The sequence below is a fragment of the Brachyspira pulli genome (genome assembly GCF_036997785.1).
Classification (GTDB): domain Bacteria; phylum Spirochaetota; class Brachyspiria; order Brachyspirales; family Brachyspiraceae; genus Brachyspira; species Brachyspira pulli.
The window spans coordinates 1-18,956 of the sequence record NZ_JAWLQI010000066.1 but is presented as its reverse complement, the minus strand read 5'-3'; the positions used below and the strand labels follow the sequence as shown (position 1 = coordinate 18,956).

General features: G+C 26.9%; 11 protein-coding genes. 4 read left to right on the top strand and 7 right to left on the bottom strand.

The window, feature by feature from the left end:
• Nucleotides 1-378: 378 nt before the first annotated feature.
• Both R4K56_RS12420 and R4K56_RS12415 read right to left on the bottom strand, forming a co-directional pair.
• The gene (locus R4K56_RS12420; RefSeq protein WP_335772865.1) at nucleotides 379-1,845 is read right to left on the bottom strand and encodes a peptidylprolyl isomerase; all 1,467 of its coding nucleotides are present in this window, start codon (nucleotides 1,843-1,845) and stop codon (nucleotides 379-381) included.
• A 209-nt stretch (nucleotides 1,846-2,054) separates the two neighbouring features.
• A complete protein-coding gene (locus R4K56_RS12415) occupies nucleotides 2,055-2,486 on the bottom strand; it encodes a PepSY-like domain-containing protein (RefSeq protein WP_297295362.1) in 432 nt (143 codons plus the stop codon).
• A 305-nt stretch (nucleotides 2,487-2,791) separates the two neighbouring features.
• Between R4K56_RS12415 and R4K56_RS12410 the strand changes: the two genes are divergently transcribed.
• A complete protein-coding gene (locus tag R4K56_RS12410; protein ID WP_335772866.1) occupies nucleotides 2,792-3,331 on the top strand; it encodes a GNAT family N-acetyltransferase in 540 nt (179 codons plus the stop codon).
• 64 nt (nucleotides 3,332-3,395) lie between these two features.
• Here R4K56_RS12410 and R4K56_RS12405 read toward each other — a convergent pair whose 3' ends face one another.
• The 4 genes from R4K56_RS12405 to R4K56_RS12390 all read right to left on the bottom strand — a co-directional run bounded on the left by R4K56_RS12405 (nucleotide 3,396) and on the right by R4K56_RS12390 (nucleotide 11,102).
• Nucleotides 3,396-5,201, bottom strand: coding sequence for a methyl-accepting chemotaxis protein (locus R4K56_RS12405; protein WP_335772867.1), 1,806 nt, complete (start codon nucleotides 5,199-5,201; stop codon nucleotides 3,396-3,398).
• Between the two features lie 168 nt (nucleotides 5,202-5,369).
• Complete coding sequence (locus R4K56_RS12400) at nucleotides 5,370-7,523, bottom strand: PTS sugar transporter subunit IIABC (RefSeq protein WP_335772868.1); 2,154 nt, start codon at nucleotides 7,521-7,523, stop codon at nucleotides 5,370-5,372.
• A gap of 366 nt (nucleotides 7,524-7,889) precedes the next feature.
• Complete coding sequence (locus R4K56_RS12395) at nucleotides 7,890-9,872, bottom strand: hypothetical protein (protein ID WP_335772869.1); 1,983 nt, start codon at nucleotides 9,870-9,872, stop codon at nucleotides 7,890-7,892.
• A 321-nt stretch (nucleotides 9,873-10,193) separates the two neighbouring features.
• Nucleotides 10,194-11,102: an SPL family radical SAM protein gene (locus R4K56_RS12390; protein WP_335773032.1), complete on the bottom strand. Its 909-nt coding sequence runs from the start codon at nucleotides 11,100-11,102 to the stop codon at nucleotides 10,194-10,196.
• Between the two features lie 257 nt (nucleotides 11,103-11,359).
• Here R4K56_RS12390 and R4K56_RS12385 point away from each other — a divergent pair, with 257 nt between their 5' ends.
• The 3 genes from R4K56_RS12385 (at nucleotide 11,360) to metX (ending at nucleotide 15,253) form a co-directional block, all read left to right on the top strand.
• The gene (locus tag R4K56_RS12385) at nucleotides 11,360-12,538 is read left to right on the top strand and encodes an RtcB family protein (RefSeq protein ID WP_335773031.1); all 1,179 of its coding nucleotides are present in this window, start codon (nucleotides 11,360-11,362) and stop codon (nucleotides 12,536-12,538) included.
• Between the two features lie 261 nt (nucleotides 12,539-12,799).
• Nucleotides 12,800-14,095, top strand: a complete 1,296-nt coding sequence (locus tag R4K56_RS12380) for an O-acetylhomoserine aminocarboxypropyltransferase/cysteine synthase family protein (RefSeq protein ID WP_335773030.1) — start codon at nucleotides 12,800-12,802, stop codon at nucleotides 14,093-14,095.
• Nucleotides 14,096-14,146: 51 nt separating this feature from the next.
• On the top strand, nucleotides 14,147-15,253 hold the full coding sequence (gene metX / locus R4K56_RS12375) for a homoserine O-acetyltransferase MetX (protein ID WP_335773029.1): 1,107 nt from the start codon (nucleotides 14,147-14,149) through the stop codon (nucleotides 15,251-15,253).
• Between the two features lie 931 nt (nucleotides 15,254-16,184).
• Here metX and R4K56_RS12370 read toward each other — a convergent pair.
• Nucleotides 16,185-18,863: a YidC/Oxa1 family membrane protein insertase gene (locus R4K56_RS12370; protein ID WP_335773028.1), complete on the bottom strand. Its 2,679-nt coding sequence runs from the start codon at nucleotides 18,861-18,863 to the stop codon at nucleotides 16,185-16,187.
• Nucleotides 18,864-18,956: the final 93 nt, after the last annotated feature.

Sequence of the window (18,956 nt, the reverse complement as noted above, 5' to 3'; positions counted from 1 at the left end):
TACTTTTTTGTGCGGCAAAAAAGTTGATAATTCTATATAAAGTGCATCGGTTGACAAACTTAAAAATTTTCAGTATATACCTAAACAACTATATTTTGTCAGAAATAATTTTTTTTTAATTTTAAATATCTGCAGGGCTTTGCCCTTACGAAGTACACAGTGTGCAGAACCCCACTTATTTGGGGCACTCCAAAGGCACTCATTTCAGTCGCAAAAGAAGTGGGGGTTTGGGGGCTAGTCCCCGAAAATAATAATAATATAAAAACTAAAATTGACAAAATATAATTGTTTAGGTATATATTAAAATATATAAAATAAAAAAAGAGGATAATTAAATATTCCCCTCTTTTTTTAATCTATATAATTATTAAATGAATTTTATCTTATTTCGTGTTTTCTTACTCTAGCTTTTTCTATATGAGAATTTTCCCATTCTATTTGTATATTGTTTATTCTTTGAGCTGATAATTCTCTTTTTACGGCATTTCTAGTAGCTGCATCTAATGTTGCTAAAGTAGCCATATTTGGTTTTTCTTCAGATATTAATTTTATAACAGCAACACCATTATCAAATTTTAAAACATCGCTGATAGTATTAGTTTGCATAGCAAATACATGATTATAGAAACTTTCTGTAGAAGAATCAGGTATTATAGTTCCGTCAGCAGTATTTAATCTTCCTTGATTATAAGAGAATGGATTAGCTGGTTTATAGTATTTTATATTACCATTGCCGTTTAATCTTTGTAAATTATTAATATTAGCAACTGCAGCTTTTAATACCTCTGCTTGTTTTGTTTTTTCAGCTTCTAAAAGAGTGTTTATATTCGCATTTAAATATTCTCTTTTTAATGTATCCTGATCAACATCAGTATATTTTTCAGGCATTCTTATATCATTAACTAATACAACATAATAATAGCCATTAGCATATATTGGCTTTAATATTTTTTCGCCTTTATTGTCGCCAAATATTGTATTAGCAAAATCTTCAGAAGGCATTTGCATTCTAGTGATGTATCCTAATTTATAATTATTTGTATTGATACCTTTTTCTAAAGCATTTTTCTCAAATAAAGTGATATCATCTTTTAAAGTTTTATATAAATTATCAGCAACTCCGCCGCTTTCTAACATTATCCAAGAAACATCAGCTTGAACAAAATTAGTTTTATTATCAGTAAAATATTTTTCTAAATCAGCAGGAGCTATTTCATTTGACTGAACTATTGCAGCAGCATCTATATAAACCATTTCTATATCTTTTCTTGTAAGATTCTTTTTATATTCTCTTTGCATATCAAGAGAATTTATTTTTACAGTGCTGAATAATTCAGAAGATAATGTTTGAGATAAAATATTTTCTCTTAAATCTTTTTCTATTCTAAGTTTTTCAGCTTGAGTAGTATTTTTAATGAATGATTCATAAGCCATTTCATTATAAACACCATTAGTATCTATAAATTCGCTTTTCATAGCTTCAACTATAAAGTTATCGCTAACATTTATATTTTTTCTAGCTACTTCATTTAAAAGTATAGTAGAAACAGCACGTCTGAAAGCTAAATCTTCTATATATTTATACATTTCATTATTGATTTGTATTCCAAGACTTTGATAATATGATTCTATTTGTCTGAAAGCAGTTCCGTAAGGGCTTGTACTTGTATAATATATAGGAGTTCCATTAACAGAACCTATTGTAGGAGTTTTTTGACTTCCTCTAGTATCTACTACTAAGAAATAAATAATTAAAAGTATAGAAACAGCAGATACTCCTATCCATTGTAGTGTTTTTACTACAGGACTTTTCTTTTTTGGTACAATTTTCTTGCTAGATGACATTATTCATTATCCTTCTATTTTTATATTATATTTTTATTTTATTCAAAAATTATATTATAATTTATTCATTATATAAGAAGAGTTTAAAAAATTCAAGTTTTTATGAAATTAAATTTAAATATATTGTGGTATATAAAATTTATAAAAAATAGGCATTACCATAGATGATGATAATGCCTATAAGAAGCGTATATATTATAATTTATTAATTAATCGTCCCAGTTTTGTCCCATTAACTGACCATTAGCTGATATATATAATTCCATCATATTGTTTAATTTTACTTTGTAATTTCCCCATTCTTTTTCAACATCAATAACTCTAGCCTGAGGATAAGCACGTTTTATAGTGCCTGATATAGCTTGAGGTAAAGCACTGAAAGGAACACCATTATATTCACCATCTATACTGTGCCAATTACCATTAGCTAAAAAGTCTATAGAAGCACCATTTGATAATTTAACTTCATATTTACCATCATCTCTTTCAACTTTCCATATTTTTACACCAGGATAAATTCTTTGTATGAATGCTCTTGATTTTTGCGGTAATGAAGAAGCTGGTACTACCCAATCAGCAAAAAGACTTGAAGTTGAAACTACTGTTAATGTTATTAATAAAGCAAATAATTTTTTAGTCATATTTAATCTCCTTTTATTTAATTAATTAGGCTCTGTAAATTATCTTTACAATTATAAGTATAGCAGAAAATGACTTAATGTCAATATATTTTACATTGTTTTTACTAAAATTTTACTAAATTTTATATTTTTAATAGAAATAAAATTACATTTAAAACATTATGTATAAATAGTGTATTAAATGTAAATATATTTTACTGAACTAATACTTTAGTATAATTGTATTTACAGTAAAATAATATTTTTTTACAATATATTTGATTATATACTTTTTATAAAAGCAAATATATAAGGTTATATAGTTTATGAAAAAGATATTAGAAACTGAAAGACTTATATTAAGAGAATTTGATAAAAACTCTATAGAAGATTATAAAGGATTAAGTGCCATACTTCAAGATAAAGAAACAATGTATGCTTATGAACATGCTTTTTCCGATGAGGAAGTACAGGAATGGTTTGAAAGGCAATTAAACAGATATGAAAATTATGGTTTTGGTTTATGGGCTGTAATATTAAAAGAGAATAATGAGTTTATAGGACAATGCGGACTCACCATGCAAAATGTTGATAAGAAGATACATGATTCAAATGAACTTCTTGAGATAGGGTATTTATTTAATAAAAATTATTGGCATAATGGTTTTGCTGCTGAAGCTGCTATTGCATGTAAAAATTATGCCTTCAATACTTTAAATGCTGATAGAGTTTACTCTATTATAAGAGATAATAATATATCATCTCAAAATGTTGCAATAAGAAATGGAATGAAAATAATAGACAGTATAGTAAAGCATTATTATAATATTGATATGCCTCATTATATATTTTGTGTAGAAAAATAGTAGAAAAATAAAGGGGCTATTAATAATATTATATATAATAACCCCCTAATTTTTTATGTTTTAATTAAAATTTGAAATTGTTAATCTGATCAACCATATCTTCTATTTTAGTTCTTACTTCTTTAGTAGAACTAGCATTAGATTCAGCCAATGTACTATTTTCTCCTGTTATAGAATTAAGCTGTCTTACTGAAATATTTATTTGATTAATACTATCAGCTTCTATAACAGCACGTTCTGATATAGAAGTTAATTTAGTAAGCATATCCTGAGCTAAGTTTTCAATATCAGCAAGTATTTTAGAAGAATTTTCTACAGCTTTATTTCCTATATCCACTTTAACTAAAGCATCATTAATAGTATCAGTAATATTTTTAGCAGTTTCATCAACATTTTGAGCAAGAGAACGTATTTCTGAAGCTACTACGGCAAATCCTTTACCTTGATCTCCAGCACGTGCTGCTTCAACTGCCGCATTCAAAGCTAATATATTTGTTTGAAATGCTATTGATTGAATAAGTTTAGTCATTTCGGATATTTTCTTACTAGATTCTAATATCTCATTCATACTGCTTATAATTTCAGAAGAAGATTCTACACCTGACTTAGTAGCATCAGCAACTTTAGCACTCATGTTTTTAGCATCTTCAGAATGAACATTTGTTTCATCAAGAGATGTTGATAATGATTCTATAAGACTTGATAATTCTTCTAAAGAGCTGGCCTGAGTATTTGTTCTGTCTGATAAATTAAGACTTCCATCTGAAACACTATCTATTTCTTTATTAATAAAATTTAATGACTCTTGTAAGAAATGTATGGAATCACCTAAAGACTTTTGCATATCTTTAATTGAATTAACCAATACACCCGTTTGATCTGATTTATTTAATAATTTTTCATCGAAAATAGCATCAAAATGATTATTTGTCATATTTTTTATAACTTCTATAGCTCTGTCTAAACTTTGAGATAAAGGATTAACATTCAATAAAACAAGTACAAATTGAATGCCTAAAAAACCAAAAGCAACTATTATCATTATAATAGATAATGTAATTGTTCTCTTTGTAATATTCTCTGTGCTTCCATTTCCTACTAAAATCCAAGGAGTATTAGGTATACGGTAAACAGCTGTCCATTGTTTTTTATAAAATTTAACATCATAAACTTTATCACCAAGAGTTGGAGCATTCAATTCAGTATAAATATTTTTCTGCTCATTAAACAATAAATTTTGATCTGTATGTGTAATAAATCTTCCGTCATCTAATGCTATAAAAAATTGACTATTCTTATCAGACACTAAAGCCTTAGATATTTTATTAAAAGATATATCTAATCCGACTACTCCTTTAAGCTCATTATTTTGAAAAATAGATTTAGATATAGTTATAACAGAATTTTTAGTCTCAGCATCTATATACGGCATACTCAAATAATGTGATGAAGGATTTTTTACAGCTTCTATATACCATTCTCTTGTAGTTTGGTCAAATCCTTCTATATTATCTCCGTATACTATAATTAACAGTCCTCCATATCTATATCCTACTGTACCGCTGAAGTGTATATTACCAATTTCATCTTTTGTTTTCTCTAATTCCTTAAAAGAATCAAGCATTTGACCATAATCTGTTTCATACTTACAATATGAAGATAAAACATCTATCTCTGAATAAAAGTAACTAAGCCAAGAAGAAACAGAAGATTCTTTTTTATACATATTAGATTCTATTTCTAATAAGAATTCTTTCTTATATCTAGGAATAAAGTATAACATCAAACCTATAACAACCACTATTATAAATACTGCAAATGGAACTAAAAATTTCAGCATTAAAATATATTTCTTTTTTTTGTTTTCCATAAATAATATCTCCAAATAAATAAGACTTTGGCAAAGTATAATTTTTTATTTTTTTATTGTCAAGTAATTTTTTTTACTATTAAACAATAATATTTGATTTTTACATAAAAAAGGGGGCTTAAATTAATAAGTCCCCTTCCCATATATTAATTAAAAAATATCAATATATTAATTTTTAACGTCTATTAAACTATCTCCAACATTTACATAAGAAGCATCAGTACAAGCAACATCTTTATAATCATCAGAATTTGTAACTATTACTGGAGTAACAACAGGATATCCAGCTTTCTTAATAGCATCAACATCAAATTCTAATAATAAATCACCTTTTTTAACTTTTTGTCCTTCTTCTATATGTGAAGTAAAATGTTCGCCGTTTAATTTTACTGTATCCATACCAACATGTATAAGTAATTCAACACCTTTATCAGAAGTTAATCCTATAGCATGTTTTGTTGGGAAAGCAGTTTCTATTATACCATCATAAGGAGCATAAACTTTACCTTCACTAGGATCAATAGCTATACCTTTACCCATAGCACCGCTTGAGAAAGCCTCATCTTCAACACTTTCTAATTTTACTATATTTCCTTTTATAGGAGCATATACTTTATCTACTAAAGAAAGAGAATCTGATTTTTTTACTTCCTCTTTTTTTTCTTCTGTTTTTACTGGTTCAGCAGATGCAGCCTCTGGTTCATTATCGCTTATAGGATCATGTAAATAATCTTCTAATCTTGATTTTATAACAGTAACTTTAGGGCCGTATATAACCTGTATACCATTACCTTTTTTAATTATACCAGCAGCACCGCTAGCTTTTAATGTAGCATCAACAACTTTAGATGGATCGAATACTGTAACACGAAGTCTTGTAGCACAGCAGTCTACATCGCTTATGTTTTTCTTTCCGCCAAGTCCTGAAGTTATTAATGGAGCTTCTTCATATTTAAATAAAGGATTAGCATCAACATTTTCTCCGCTTGCAGCAGCTTTTGCTGCAACAACATCGGCTCTTCTATATAATTTTGGTTCTTCACTGTCTGGTTCTCTTCCAGGAGTTTTCCAGTCAAATTTCTTGATCAAAGTTGAGAATAAGAAATAGTAAATGAAGAAGTAAGGTATACCAACTATTACTATCCATATCCAATTAGTTTTAGCATTTCCTTGTAATACGCCGAATAATAACAAGTCTATTAAACCGCCTGAGAATGTCATACCTACTGTAACATGGAATATATGCATAAGCATGAAAGATACACCAGCAAGTACACAGTGAATAGCATAGAATATTGGAGCAACGAATATAAATGTAAACTCTATAGGCTCAGTAATACCTGTAATCATTGCAGTTAATGCTGCTGAGAAAAGCAAAGCACCTACCACTTGTTTTTTCTCTTTTCTTGAAGTTTTGTACATAGCTAAAGCAGCACCTGGAAGACCGAATATCATGAATGGGAATTTACCAGTCATAAATCTTGTAGCTTCAACACTGAATGATGTTGTATTAGGAGAACCTAATTGAGCAAAGAATATATTCTGAGCACCTTCTACTAATGTTCCGTCTATCATCATAGTACCGCCAAGAGAAGTTTGCCATAATGGAGTATAGAATACATGGTGCAAACCGAATGGTATTAATGCTCTTTCTATAATACCATAGAATAAAGTACCAACATAACCAGAACCAGCTATTAAGTCACCTAATTTATTCATAAGAAGCTGTATAGGAGGCCATACATAATACATTAATATACCAACAATTAAGAATACTATTGAAGATATTATAGGTATAAATCTTGTACCGCCGAAGAATGATAATACTTGAGGAAGCTCTATAGTATAATATCTGTTATGCAAAGCAGCTACACCAAGTCCTACTATAATACCGCCGAATACACCCATTTGAAGTGATAATATACCTACAACATTTGCAGTAGAACCAGCTAATAATTTATCAGCTCCGCCCATAACTGTTATCATTTTACCTATAGATGCATGCATTACGAAAAATGCTATAGCTCCAGATAAAGCAGCAACTTCTTTTTCTTTCTTAGCCATACCTATGGCAACACTCATAGCAAATATAATAGGCAAATTACCAAATATAATATTACCAGCCTCACTCAATACTGATAATATATCATAAGCAATAGTACCAGGACCCAAAATGCCCATTAAATTATATGTTTCAAGCATTGTAGTATTAGTAAAAGAACTACCAATACCTAATAACAAACCTGCTACAGGAAGTACTGCTATAGGAAGCATGAATGATCTACCCACTCTCTGTAGCACACCAAAAATTTTATCCTTCATATAAAGAACTCCAGATTGTAAAGATATTTTTTTGATATTATAATTAATATTATGTATACTAATATCACATATATAACATCTAGCCTTATATTAAGTATAATAAATTTTTTACTAATTGTATATATTTTTTGATATTAATTTCCATATTGTAATCAATTCCAATATAAAGTTGGGTGTAAATATAGTAAATTTATCAACAAAATAGATAATAATGAATATATTAGCAAATTTAAAAATATATTTTTCATAAAAATAGGCTGCCCGCTGAAAAGCAGACAGCCATTTATGAAGTATGATTGAAATTAATCAAGCTAAGTTTATATCATTGTTTTACTGATAAACCTTCTATAATATATAGCATCATAATCAAATACTATAATCTTTAACCAATTTCACATACAAATCAATATCTTCTTCAACTGAACTATTCATAATATAACTTACAGTTAAAGTAACTTTATAAACTTGAGATGAACCTTTTTGTATATCTTGATTATTTACTATATTCATAATTCTATAACTCTGTATTTCCAATACTGATGACATAGTATATGGATCAAAGAATTGATTATTTGCTAAATTCCAATTATCAGCTATTGAATCAGCTTGTTTTAAGTCTGATACATTTATACTATATGCCTGTTGTGCATTTTCAGGATATTTTATTGTATAAGGAGCTTGTACATTAGCACTTCCGTTTCCCAAATTAATAGTTAAAGGATTTGAAGCACTTGAACCTGCACCATCTATAGATATATTCAAAGGCCAGCTTGATTTAGCTTTCACTGTTATTGTAAAAGTAGCATAACCGTTATTATTTAAATCATCACTAAATGCATATCCTTCTGCTGCTTCTACACTATATACATTTATAATACCATCTTTATTTCCTGTAGGGTATGTACTCCAGCTTAAATAATCTATACTATAATCATCAATAATTATTTTATCTTTAGAAAGTTTTTTCAAAGCCTCTCTGATACTATTTAAAGCTGTATCGGGAGTAGTACCTGACGATGCTGTTAGAGTAATAGCCGCAGAACCTACTTGTTTAGTAAATCCGCTTACTTCAATAGTATTAAGCCAAGTATTAAACTCATCTAATGTTATAACAGGTAAGTCATTTCCTTTTTTAATTTTAAGAGTCATTTTTACACCTGTTTTATCATTGTATCCATCAGATTTTGCTGTGAAAGTTATTTCAAATTCAGCAGTCTCTCCAGATTTTAAAGTTTTATGGGCATTTAATATATCATAACCTTGTAAAGTTATAGATGCAGTTCCATCTTCTTTGCTATAAGAAGCATAAAGATTATTAATTGTTATTCCTGTTGAAGTTTTTTCAACTATTGATGTAGATTGAAAAGATATATTCTCTGCATCTGTAGATACATTAAACTGAACATCTTTATATTGTCCGCTGTTATCTGTAACTATTTCTGGTGTGCTTGTAATAGTTACATTCAAATCTCTTTTAGCAAAACTTAAATTTCCATTGAATTTTACTTTAAGAGTAACGCCCCCATTTATTACTTTATTAGCAGATACTTGATTAAAATATATTGAGAAACTATTTTCAGTACTAATAGATACATCAGATATTTCTATATACTCTGTTTTTGATTTTGATATTTGCCCATTTATAGCATCTACAAAGTTAAGTAAATCAATAGTATCAGTTTTTCCGTTAGCATCTATAGTCAATTCAGCGGTATATTGATACTGCTCTTTAGTTACATTTAAACCAGCAAAATCCATAGCAAAAGTATTTCCGCCTTTACCATTTACATTTATAGTGCCTAATTGATTGATAGATTTTTTATAATCTTCTGCTGTTACCTCAGGTGTAATAGCCCAATTGGCATTAGCTTCTATTTTTAGTATAAATCCATCTTTGAAATCTGCATCTGTAGTAGGGTTGCCAGTTTGTTTATCATAAAAAATTATTTTTGCTTCTAAAGGATTACTATTTGCTTTAGAATTAGGATTAGAACCATCTGAAGCAGTACTATCAGAAGTTCTAAACTCTATTCTATATTTAAAACCATCTGTAATTTCATCAATTTTTCTGCTTAGATATCTATCAAGTCCTTTTAAATATCCAGCTTTAGCATTATTCATAGGCTTTATTGTCAAAACATTTCCTGATTGACTAAGAATTCTAAAGTCCCATTCCTGCTCACCTGCTTTTACCATACCTATAGATTTTAATTTATCTACAAATTCATTTGGTGTGGGATTTGCTCCTCCGCCGCCGCCATTTGATGGATTTGTAGGGCTGTTTCCGCAGCTTACAGCAAATAAAGTTATCAATGCTGCTATAAAAATTTTGTTAATAAACTTTTTCATAGTTTTACTCCTAAATATATTTTTATAAAAGTCAAAAGATATGACTTTGTTATCATAATTATTTTTTTTGTATAAAAAAGAATGTAAAGAATAAGAAAATAGTATTGTTATATGATGCTTGATGCTTGATGCTTGATGCTTGATGCTTGATGCTTGATGCTTGATGCTGCATAATTTTCTCTTTAATACTCTAATTGTGTAAAAAATTATATATACAATTTTAGTTATGTCAATATAAAACTATATTAATTTTTTATTTTTAAATAAATTATTTAAAAATAAAAGCAATAAAATTAGTAGGCAGGTAAATATAAATAAAAATTAAAATAAGCTTGGTTCTTCTTCTAAAGATTTATTATTATATCTATTATAAACCGTATTTTCTGTATTGAGTTCTTCTTTGGTTTTGTAGGTTATATTATATTTTTCTTCTAATAATTTTATTTTATTATACAATTTTTCTCTGTATTCATCTTTAAGAATGCCATCAGAACCATAAATATATAGATACTTCTTGTAATGCTGTGAAAAATTCTTTCTAACGAAATTTAGATATATTTTTCTGCATTCTCCTCTTAATTTCAATGCATCAGCAGCACAATAATCTATACCATACGATTTGGCAGTTTTAAAAATATCTTCAACACTATCTTCTGTAATAAATGGCATAACCGGCATTGTATGAACTGCAACTATTGCTTTTGTCTTTTTAAACTCTCTAAGCATATCAAATCTCTTTTGAGGGCTTATTACATTTGGTTCTATTAATGAAGATAATTTTTCATCTAATGTTGTTATAGTAGAAGCTATTCTTACTGGCACTATGCTTGAAAGCTCATCTATCAAATCAAAATCTCTTAATATTAAATCGCTTTTTGTGGATATGCACATCGGTGTTTTATATCTTATAAGAAGTTTTAAAACATCTCTCATAAGTTTATAATCTTTTTCAGCTTCCTGATAATTGTCAGTAACGCTTCCAAGATTTATCATATCTCTATTCCAATTCCTTGAAGAAAGTTCTTTTTCTAATACTTCAGCAATATTTTTCTTTACGAATATCTCTCCGAAAAAATCTCTTGAATTAATATATTTATGAGAATATACAGCAAAACAATAATAACATCTATGCAAACAACCTCTATATATATTTAAATCATAGCAGAATCCGTATTCATTATCTATTTTATTTAAAGCTGATTTGCAGTTGATTTCTCTATATTTAAGCATTTATTTTATCTCTTTTTATTTTTTACTCTGTATCAAAATATTGTATTTATAATAATACTGTATATTAATATTTTGTCAACTTATTATTTGTTTTTATTTATTAGATAATGTATAAATAAAAATATATTATTTAATTTTTTGACAAATTCTGACGTTTTAATAATTTATAATAAATGTTATAATATAATTAAATATAATTAAATATAATCAAATATAATTAAATATAATTAAATGAATAAAAGGAGGTATTATATTTTATGATAGAGCTCAAAGGAAAATATAATAAAGACTGCAAAATTTTCACTGATAATATTGATGAGGAATCTTATTCCATATTGTATAAAATATTAAATGAAAAAGCCAGTGAAGATGTAAAGATAAGAATAATGCCTGATACCCATTTAGGCAAAGGAGTAGTTGTAGGCTTTACAATGCCATTAACTGACAGAGTAAACCCTTTTCATATAGGTGTTGATATAGGCTGCGGAATGCTTACTTCAAAATTAAGTGATGAAATAAAAGATATACCATTAGAAAAAATCGATAAAACTATAAAACAAAATATTCCAATGGGACAAAGTATTCATAAAAAAAGTTTTAATACTCTTTTTAATTTTAAAGAACTTAATGAACTTATAAGAAATTTTATAATTAATTATAATAAAAAGTTTAATACCAAATTTGAAGTTTTTGAAATAGATAATGAATATATAGAAAAATTATGTCAAAGAATAGAAATTGATTTAGAAAAATTTCATAACTCTATAGGAACACTCGGCGGAGGAAATCATTTTATAGAAATAGGTAAATCCTCAAATAATGATTATTATATTACTATACATTCAGGTTCTAGGAATTTTGGTAATCAGGTTTGCAGATATCATGCCAAAATAGCTAAAAATAATGAAAACTATTATTTACAAGATAAAGAAATGTTTGATTATTTAATTGATATGGTAATAGCACAGTATTATGCAAAAATAAACAGAGAAACTATTTTAAAAATTATAAAAGATTCATTAAATATAGAAATAGAAGATAATTTTTCATCAGTACATAATTTTATTGATTTTGAGGATTTCATTATAAGAAAAGGTGCTATAAGAAGTTATGAGAATGAAAAAATGATAATACCTTTTAATATGCGTGATGGTATATTAGTATGCGAAGGTAAAAGCAATGAAGATTGGAACTTTTCTGCACCTCATGGAGCTGGAAGGGTTTTATCAAGGGTACAGGCAAAAAATCAATTAGATATGAAAGAGTTTGAAGATTCTATGAAAGGAATTTATTCTAGCAGTATATGCAAAAATACTTTAGATGAATCTCCTATGGCTTATAAAAATCCAAATAAAATAGAAGAATTAATAGAACCTACTGTAAAAGTTATAGATAGATTAAAGCCTGTATTAAATATAAAATCTACTTCAAAATAAAGTTTATAAAAACATAAAATTACTATTGAAAATAATTTTATATAATATATAATACTTGAAAATATATTTTAGGAAATTATAAAGAATGAAATCAATCATCGTTATGAACAATATAATGCTTTGTCTCATGCAAATGCGTATGTTAAATAATGATGGCTGTAAATAATAATTTGTTTTTTTATTTTGTACTTTAAAGCCGTCAAAGTTTTTTGGCGGCTTTTTTATTTTTTAAATCTTAACAATAAAAAGGAGAATGCAATTATGTCAAGAGAATTGAAATTTGAAACATTAGCAGCACATGCAGGTCAGGATTTTGAAGATACATTCGGAAGCAGAGGAGTTCCAATATACAGAACTACTTCATATCTATTTAAAAATTCAAAACATGCAGCAGATTTATTCGATTTAAAAGAAATGGGATATATTTATTCAAGAATGGGAGATCCTACAACTGAAGTATTAGAAAAGAGAATAACTGCTATGGAAGGAGGAAAGGCATCTGTTGCAGTTTCTTCAGGAACTAATGCTATATTCTATACTATAATTACTATATGTGAGGCAGGAGATGAAATAGTTTCTGCATTCAATGTTTATGGAGGAACTTATTCTCAATTTGGAGCAATACTTCCTAAATTTGGAATCAATACGAAATTTGTAGATGCTAAAGACCCTAATAATTTTGCAAAAGCAATTACAGATAAAACTAAATTAATATTCATTGAAACAATTTCAAATCCTTCATTGGATTTTACAGATATTGAAGCAGTGGCAAAAATAGCACATGATGCTGGAATACCATTGGTAATAGACGGTACTTTCACAACTCCATATCTTCTTCAAACTATTAAACATGGTGCTGATATAGTTATAAATTCACTTACTAAATGGATAGGCGGACATGGAAATGCTATAGGCGGAATAATAACAGATTCTGGTAATTTTAATTGGCAAAGCGATAAATTTCCTCTATTTTCAAAACCTGATGCAAATTATCATGGTCTTCGCTGGGCTTATGATTTACCTGATGAACTTAAAAATATAGCATTTACTTTAAGAGTAAGAACTGTACCTCTTAGAAATTTAGGAGCTTGTTTATCTGCAGACAATTCTTGGATATTTATTCAAGGAACTGAATCATTAGCAGTAAGAATGGACAGACATTCATCTAATGCTTTAAAAGTTGCTGAGTTCTTAGAAAAAGATGATAGAGTTGAATGGGTAAGATATCCGGGACTTAAAAATGACCCTTCATACAATATTGCAAGCAAATATTTAAAAGATAAATTCGGCGGAATGGTTGTATTCGGCATAAAAGGCGGATATGATGCTGCTGTAAAATTTATAGATAATATAAAATTATTCTCACACTTAGTTAATGTAGGCGATGTAAAAAGTTTAGTTGCTCACCCTGCTTCTACAACTCATTCTCAATTATCAGAGGAAGAATTGATAAAAGGAGGAATAAGTAAAAACTTTATAAGACTTTCTATAGGAATAGAACATATTGATGATATACTTTACTATTTAGATGAGGCATTGACTATAGCAAATAAATAATGAATAAATAATTATAATAAAAAAATAAATATTTTATTTAAGGAAGTATTTATGAAGAAGATTAAAAATAATAAAAAAGAAGAAGAACAAATCGAAGAACAGGAAAAAAGCGAAACTCAATTTTATACTTATGATAAATCATTCAAATTTGAAAATGGTGCTTCAATAGATGAATTGACCATAGCATATACAACTGCTGGTAATTTGAATGTTCATAAGGATAATGCCATTTTAATATGTCATGCTTTCACAGGCGATGCTGATGTGCTTACTTGGTGGAGTAATTTTGTAGGGAAGAATAAAGCAATAGATACTAATAAATATTTTGTAATATGTTCTAATGTTTTAGGAGGCTGCTCCGGAACTACAGGACCTTCATCAAAGAAGCCTAACAGCAATTTATATTATGGTACAGATTTTCCTACTTTCACTATTAAAGATATAGTAAAAGTACAAAAAATATTAGTTGATTATTTGGGAATAAAAAAATTATATTGTGTTGTAGGAGGTTCTATGGGAGGAATGCAGGCTTTACAATGGACTGCCACTTATCCTTCTATGATGGAAAAAGCTATAATAATAGCAAGCTCTATGTGCCACTCACCTATGCAAATAGCATTCAATGAAATAGCAAGACAGGCTATAACTGAAGATAATGAATGGTACGGCGGAAAATATTACGGCATGTCATCTCCGGACAGAGGTCTTGCTTTGGCTAGAATGCTTGGACATATTACTTATATGAGTGAAGAATACATGAGAAAAAAATTCGGAAGAAAGAGAAAAGAATCATTAAAATATTTTACTCCTTCTTTTGAAGTAGAAAATTATCTTCATTATAATGGAGAAAAATTCACTGCAAGATTCGATGCTAATAGTTTTTTATATCTTACTAAAGCTATGGATTTTTTTGATGTTAAAGATGATATTAAAAAAATAAAAAATAAGAAAAATATTTCTCTTAATAATGTATTGGTAATATCTTTTATATCTGATTGGCTATATCCAAGTACTCAATCTGTTGAGATAGTAGGTGCATATCAGCATTCTAATATTAATACTGAATTTTGTGAAATAGAATCCAATTACGGACATGATGCATTTTTGATAAAGAATGCAGAACAAACTAAATATATAAAAAAATTCTTGAATAATTAATTTATCTTTTGAAAATAGGCTGTGATACTTTATTTCAGCCTATTTTTATACCTAAAACAACTATATTTTGTCAATTTTAGTTTTTTCAATTTTATTGTTTGTGGTGGCTTTGCCCCCACACCCCCAGTTCTTTTGTTGTCACAAAGAACCAAAAAGACTGCATTTTTAATGTATATCATATATTTAATAGGCATGTTTTTAATATAAAGCTCTAGCAGTTGCGTTTTTTGCTACTTTTTTGTGCGACAAAAAAGTTGATAATTCTATATAAAGTGCATCGGTTGACAAACTTAAAAATTTTTAGTATATACTTAAACAACTATACTTTGTCAAAAATAATTTTTTTAAATTTTAAATATCTGCAGGGCTTTGCCACGCACCCCACTTCTTTTGTGACTGAAAGGAGAGCCTGTGGTATTGCCACAAAGAAGCTATATTCTCGATAAACTCGGATACGCTTCGCGAAGGGCTATATTTTAGCTTAAATTGATAATTTATATTACATGTAAAACAATTTTAGTATGATTTAGTACTAATTTTATACCTTGCACTTTTTGCAACTTTTTGCGGCGGGAAAAAGTTGAATAAAAAAATGACAAAGTTAAAAATTTTTAGTATATACCCAAACAATTATATTTTGTCAAAAATAAATTTATATTTTTGTTTTTATATCTGGGGCTTTGCCCCAGACCCTAGTTCTTTTATTGGTATAAAAGAACCAAAAAAAACTGCATTTTTAGTCTAAATCTAGGTTATACCCTACATTTCATACATATATTTTTAATATCAAGTTCTAGTAATTGCGTTTTTTGCAACTTTTTTGTGCGGCAAAAAAGTTGATAATATTATATAATGTGCAGTAGTCGGCAAAATGAAATTGTTTCAGTATATATTAATACTTTATTCATTTTTATTTATGTTTCTTCTTTCATTATATTTTTTCATTAAAGCCTAGTGATAAATCTATTTCTTTACTATAATTGTTTTCATAATTCCATTTATATAGTTTCCAATTATTGGTATTTAATATATTATTTTTTACATGATAATAAGTATTAAAATCATAAGTATTTGAATTTTGTTTCTCAGGCTTCCAGCTTCTGATTCTTATTATATTAGCACCATTAGTTTTATAATCGTTAGTTATTATTTTATTATTGAATCTGTTTTTTATTCCTTTTATATGCTTAGTTGCTAAATATGGCATGTCTGCTACCGTCATAAAGTTAGTATTTATAGTTAATCTTCCTTTTGAATTAAAATCTTTATACATCAGTAAAGCATTATATAAGGCAATGAATTTCATATTAGGTTTATCAAAATATTTAGAATTTACTCTATAACCATGATCTGAAATTATTATTATTTTAGTGTTATTATAAATATCATTTTGTTTTAAAAAATCTATTATTTTAGCAACTGATTTCATAGAAGCGGCATTAGCATAAAAATGTTTAACGCTGTTAGTATCTTTATATATTTTTAAATCATTTGTATCTATATAATTTGAATTAACTGTAGGTATTAAACTAGGCAAAAAATAATGAGGTTCATGCGTTGTATTATTATGAAGTATATTATAATTGTTGCCTTTTTCTTCTATATTAATCAAATCTTTTATAGAATCTAATATAGCATAATTTTCTATGCTTGTATTCATAGTATTGTTTTTATTTATAAACCATCTGCTTCCGCTGTATAATGTTTGTCTGAACCATACCGGAATCATTCTAAAAAATGAAAATCTAATTAATTTATCATTGTCTAAATTATCCGTATGAATATTATTTTCATTTGTATATTTGTTTATACTATAATCATAAATATAGTCTTTATTATACGCTTTTATATTTGTAAAATCATTGAATATAGTTAAATCGCCTTCAAAAGACATGTTGGCATAAACTGGTTCAAATATGTATGATTTATAATTGAATTTTTCTAAAGCAAAAGGAAGCATTAATAATGCTTTATTATGAACATTGGTAAGATTATATTTTTTATTTGTACTAATTTCATAAGGCAGATAATCATAACCTCCATAAAGAGAAGCTATTGTTATTGTATTATAGTTATAAGAAACTGTATTAGGATAAAGTACAAAACCATCAAATATATCTTTATAATTATCAAACCTATTAAATGCATCTAACCAATATGTTGATACGGCTCTGTCTAGTATTATTACAAATATATTATTTCCTTTCTTTGAAAGATTGAATATTTTTTCATTATCAGCAATCTTTTTAGTAATTTTATTGTCATTATAATTTAATATTCCATAAGTATAGAAAATGGAAGATATAATTAATACTAAAGATATTATAGAATAAATGTTTATTAAAATACTGCATTTATATTTTATTATCATTATAGAAATAAATACCAATGAAACAGATATAATTACAATATTTATAATTATATCTTTAAAAGAAGGAACAATTGAATTAACATTATCAAATATAAAATCAGAATTAATATTTGAATAATTTCCGCTTAAAACAAATGTATCAAGTACGAATAATATTGCTAAGAAAGAAAAAATTAAAGTTAAATAGTTTTTTACTTTACTGGAAAATAATGCATATAAAAAAATTGGATAAAATAAAAATATTCCAATACTTATAGAAAAATTATTAATAATCAAAATTAAATGATTTTTAAAATCGGATATAGAACTATTTATCAATGAACTTGGTATAAATAATCCTGATAATATTGTAATAATTAAACATGATGTTATAAGAAGTTTTTTTCTATATTTTATAAAGACATTATTTTGAATAAGTAATTTATCTATATAATCAAAATTCAATGTTGCTATTACTGCTATGAATAAAGTTAAAATAATATCTATTTTTTTATTTGAAAAAAACAATAATACTATAAAAATTAATACCGCTGCTGCATTGTATAATAATTTGTTTTTATCAAATAATTTATATATTTTGTATTCTATAACTATATTTTTAATTAATGAAAATAAACAATTCAAATTCCAATAAAATAATAATCCTGAAGGAGAATTATAAAGTAAAACCAAAAATATTAGTGAAGTAATATAAAGAGGCATACTTTCTTTAAGACTTAATTTTTTGCTGTAAACGAATCCTGCAAGAATGCTGAATATTGTCATAGTAAAAGGCAGTAAATTAATGCCGTTAATCAAATTATCAGGCTTTGAAAAATCTTTTATAAAAAAGAAAGAACCTTGAGATAAATCATTCAAACTATATATAAAATTATAAGCAGCAATGAAAAAAGGTATTTGTATAAGCAAACCTAAAACGCCTCTGAAAGCATAAATCATTTTATATCCGTTAATTCTTTGGCAGGCTCTTATAAGCAAATAACGCTGATCGCCTTTATATACAGATTTTATATTATCTATCATCTGCTTCATTTTGTTTTGAATATCACGTTCTTTGCTTTGCCATATTTCTGCTATATTGTAAAGAGGCAATGATAATAAATTTACAGATAAACTCAATAAAAATATACTCATACTATATGAACAATTCAATATATTATTAAATAGAAAAAATAATATTTCTATAATGAATTCTATTGGGAAAATAGTAATATTATAAAATATATTCAATATGATCATATATACATTTCCAAGGTATTATATAAGTGAAAAATAAGTTTATATATAATAACATAAAATTTATTTAATAAAAGTTCGTTTTATAATATTAAT

Excerpts from the sequence above, each read along its gene's own strand:
- R4K56_RS12420 (WP_335772865.1), bottom strand. The coding sequence starts at position 1,845 with ATGTCATCTAGCAAGAAAATTGTACCAAAAAAGAAAAGTCCTGTAGTA.
- R4K56_RS12415 (WP_297295362.1), bottom strand. The coding sequence starts at position 2,486 with ATGACTAAAAAATTATTTGCTTTATTAATAACATTAACAGTAGTTTCA.
- R4K56_RS12410 (WP_335772866.1), top strand. The coding sequence starts at position 2,792 with ATGAAAAAGATATTAGAAACTGAAAGACTTATATTAAGAGAATTTGAT.
- R4K56_RS12405 (WP_335772867.1), bottom strand. The coding sequence starts at position 5,201 with ATGGAAAACAAAAAAAAGAAATATATTTTAATGCTGAAATTTTTAGTT.
- R4K56_RS12400 (WP_335772868.1), bottom strand. The coding sequence starts at position 7,523 with ATGAAGGATAAAATTTTTGGTGTGCTACAGAGAGTGGGTAGATCATTC.
- R4K56_RS12395 (WP_335772869.1), bottom strand. The coding sequence starts at position 9,872 with ATGAAAAAGTTTATTAACAAAATTTTTATAGCAGCATTGATAACTTTA.
- R4K56_RS12390 (WP_335773032.1), bottom strand. The coding sequence starts at position 11,102 with ATGCTTAAATATAGAGAAATCAACTGCAAATCAGCTTTAAATAAAATA.
- R4K56_RS12385 (WP_335773031.1), top strand. The coding sequence starts at position 11,360 with ATGATAGAGCTCAAAGGAAAATATAATAAAGACTGCAAAATTTTCACT.
- R4K56_RS12380 (WP_335773030.1), top strand. The coding sequence starts at position 12,800 with ATGTCAAGAGAATTGAAATTTGAAACATTAGCAGCACATGCAGGTCAG.
- metX (WP_335773029.1), top strand. The coding sequence starts at position 14,147 with ATGAAGAAGATTAAAAATAATAAAAAAGAAGAAGAACAAATCGAAGAA.
- R4K56_RS12370 (WP_335773028.1), bottom strand. The coding sequence starts at position 18,863 with ATGATCATATTGAATATATTTTATAATATTACTATTTTCCCAATAGAA.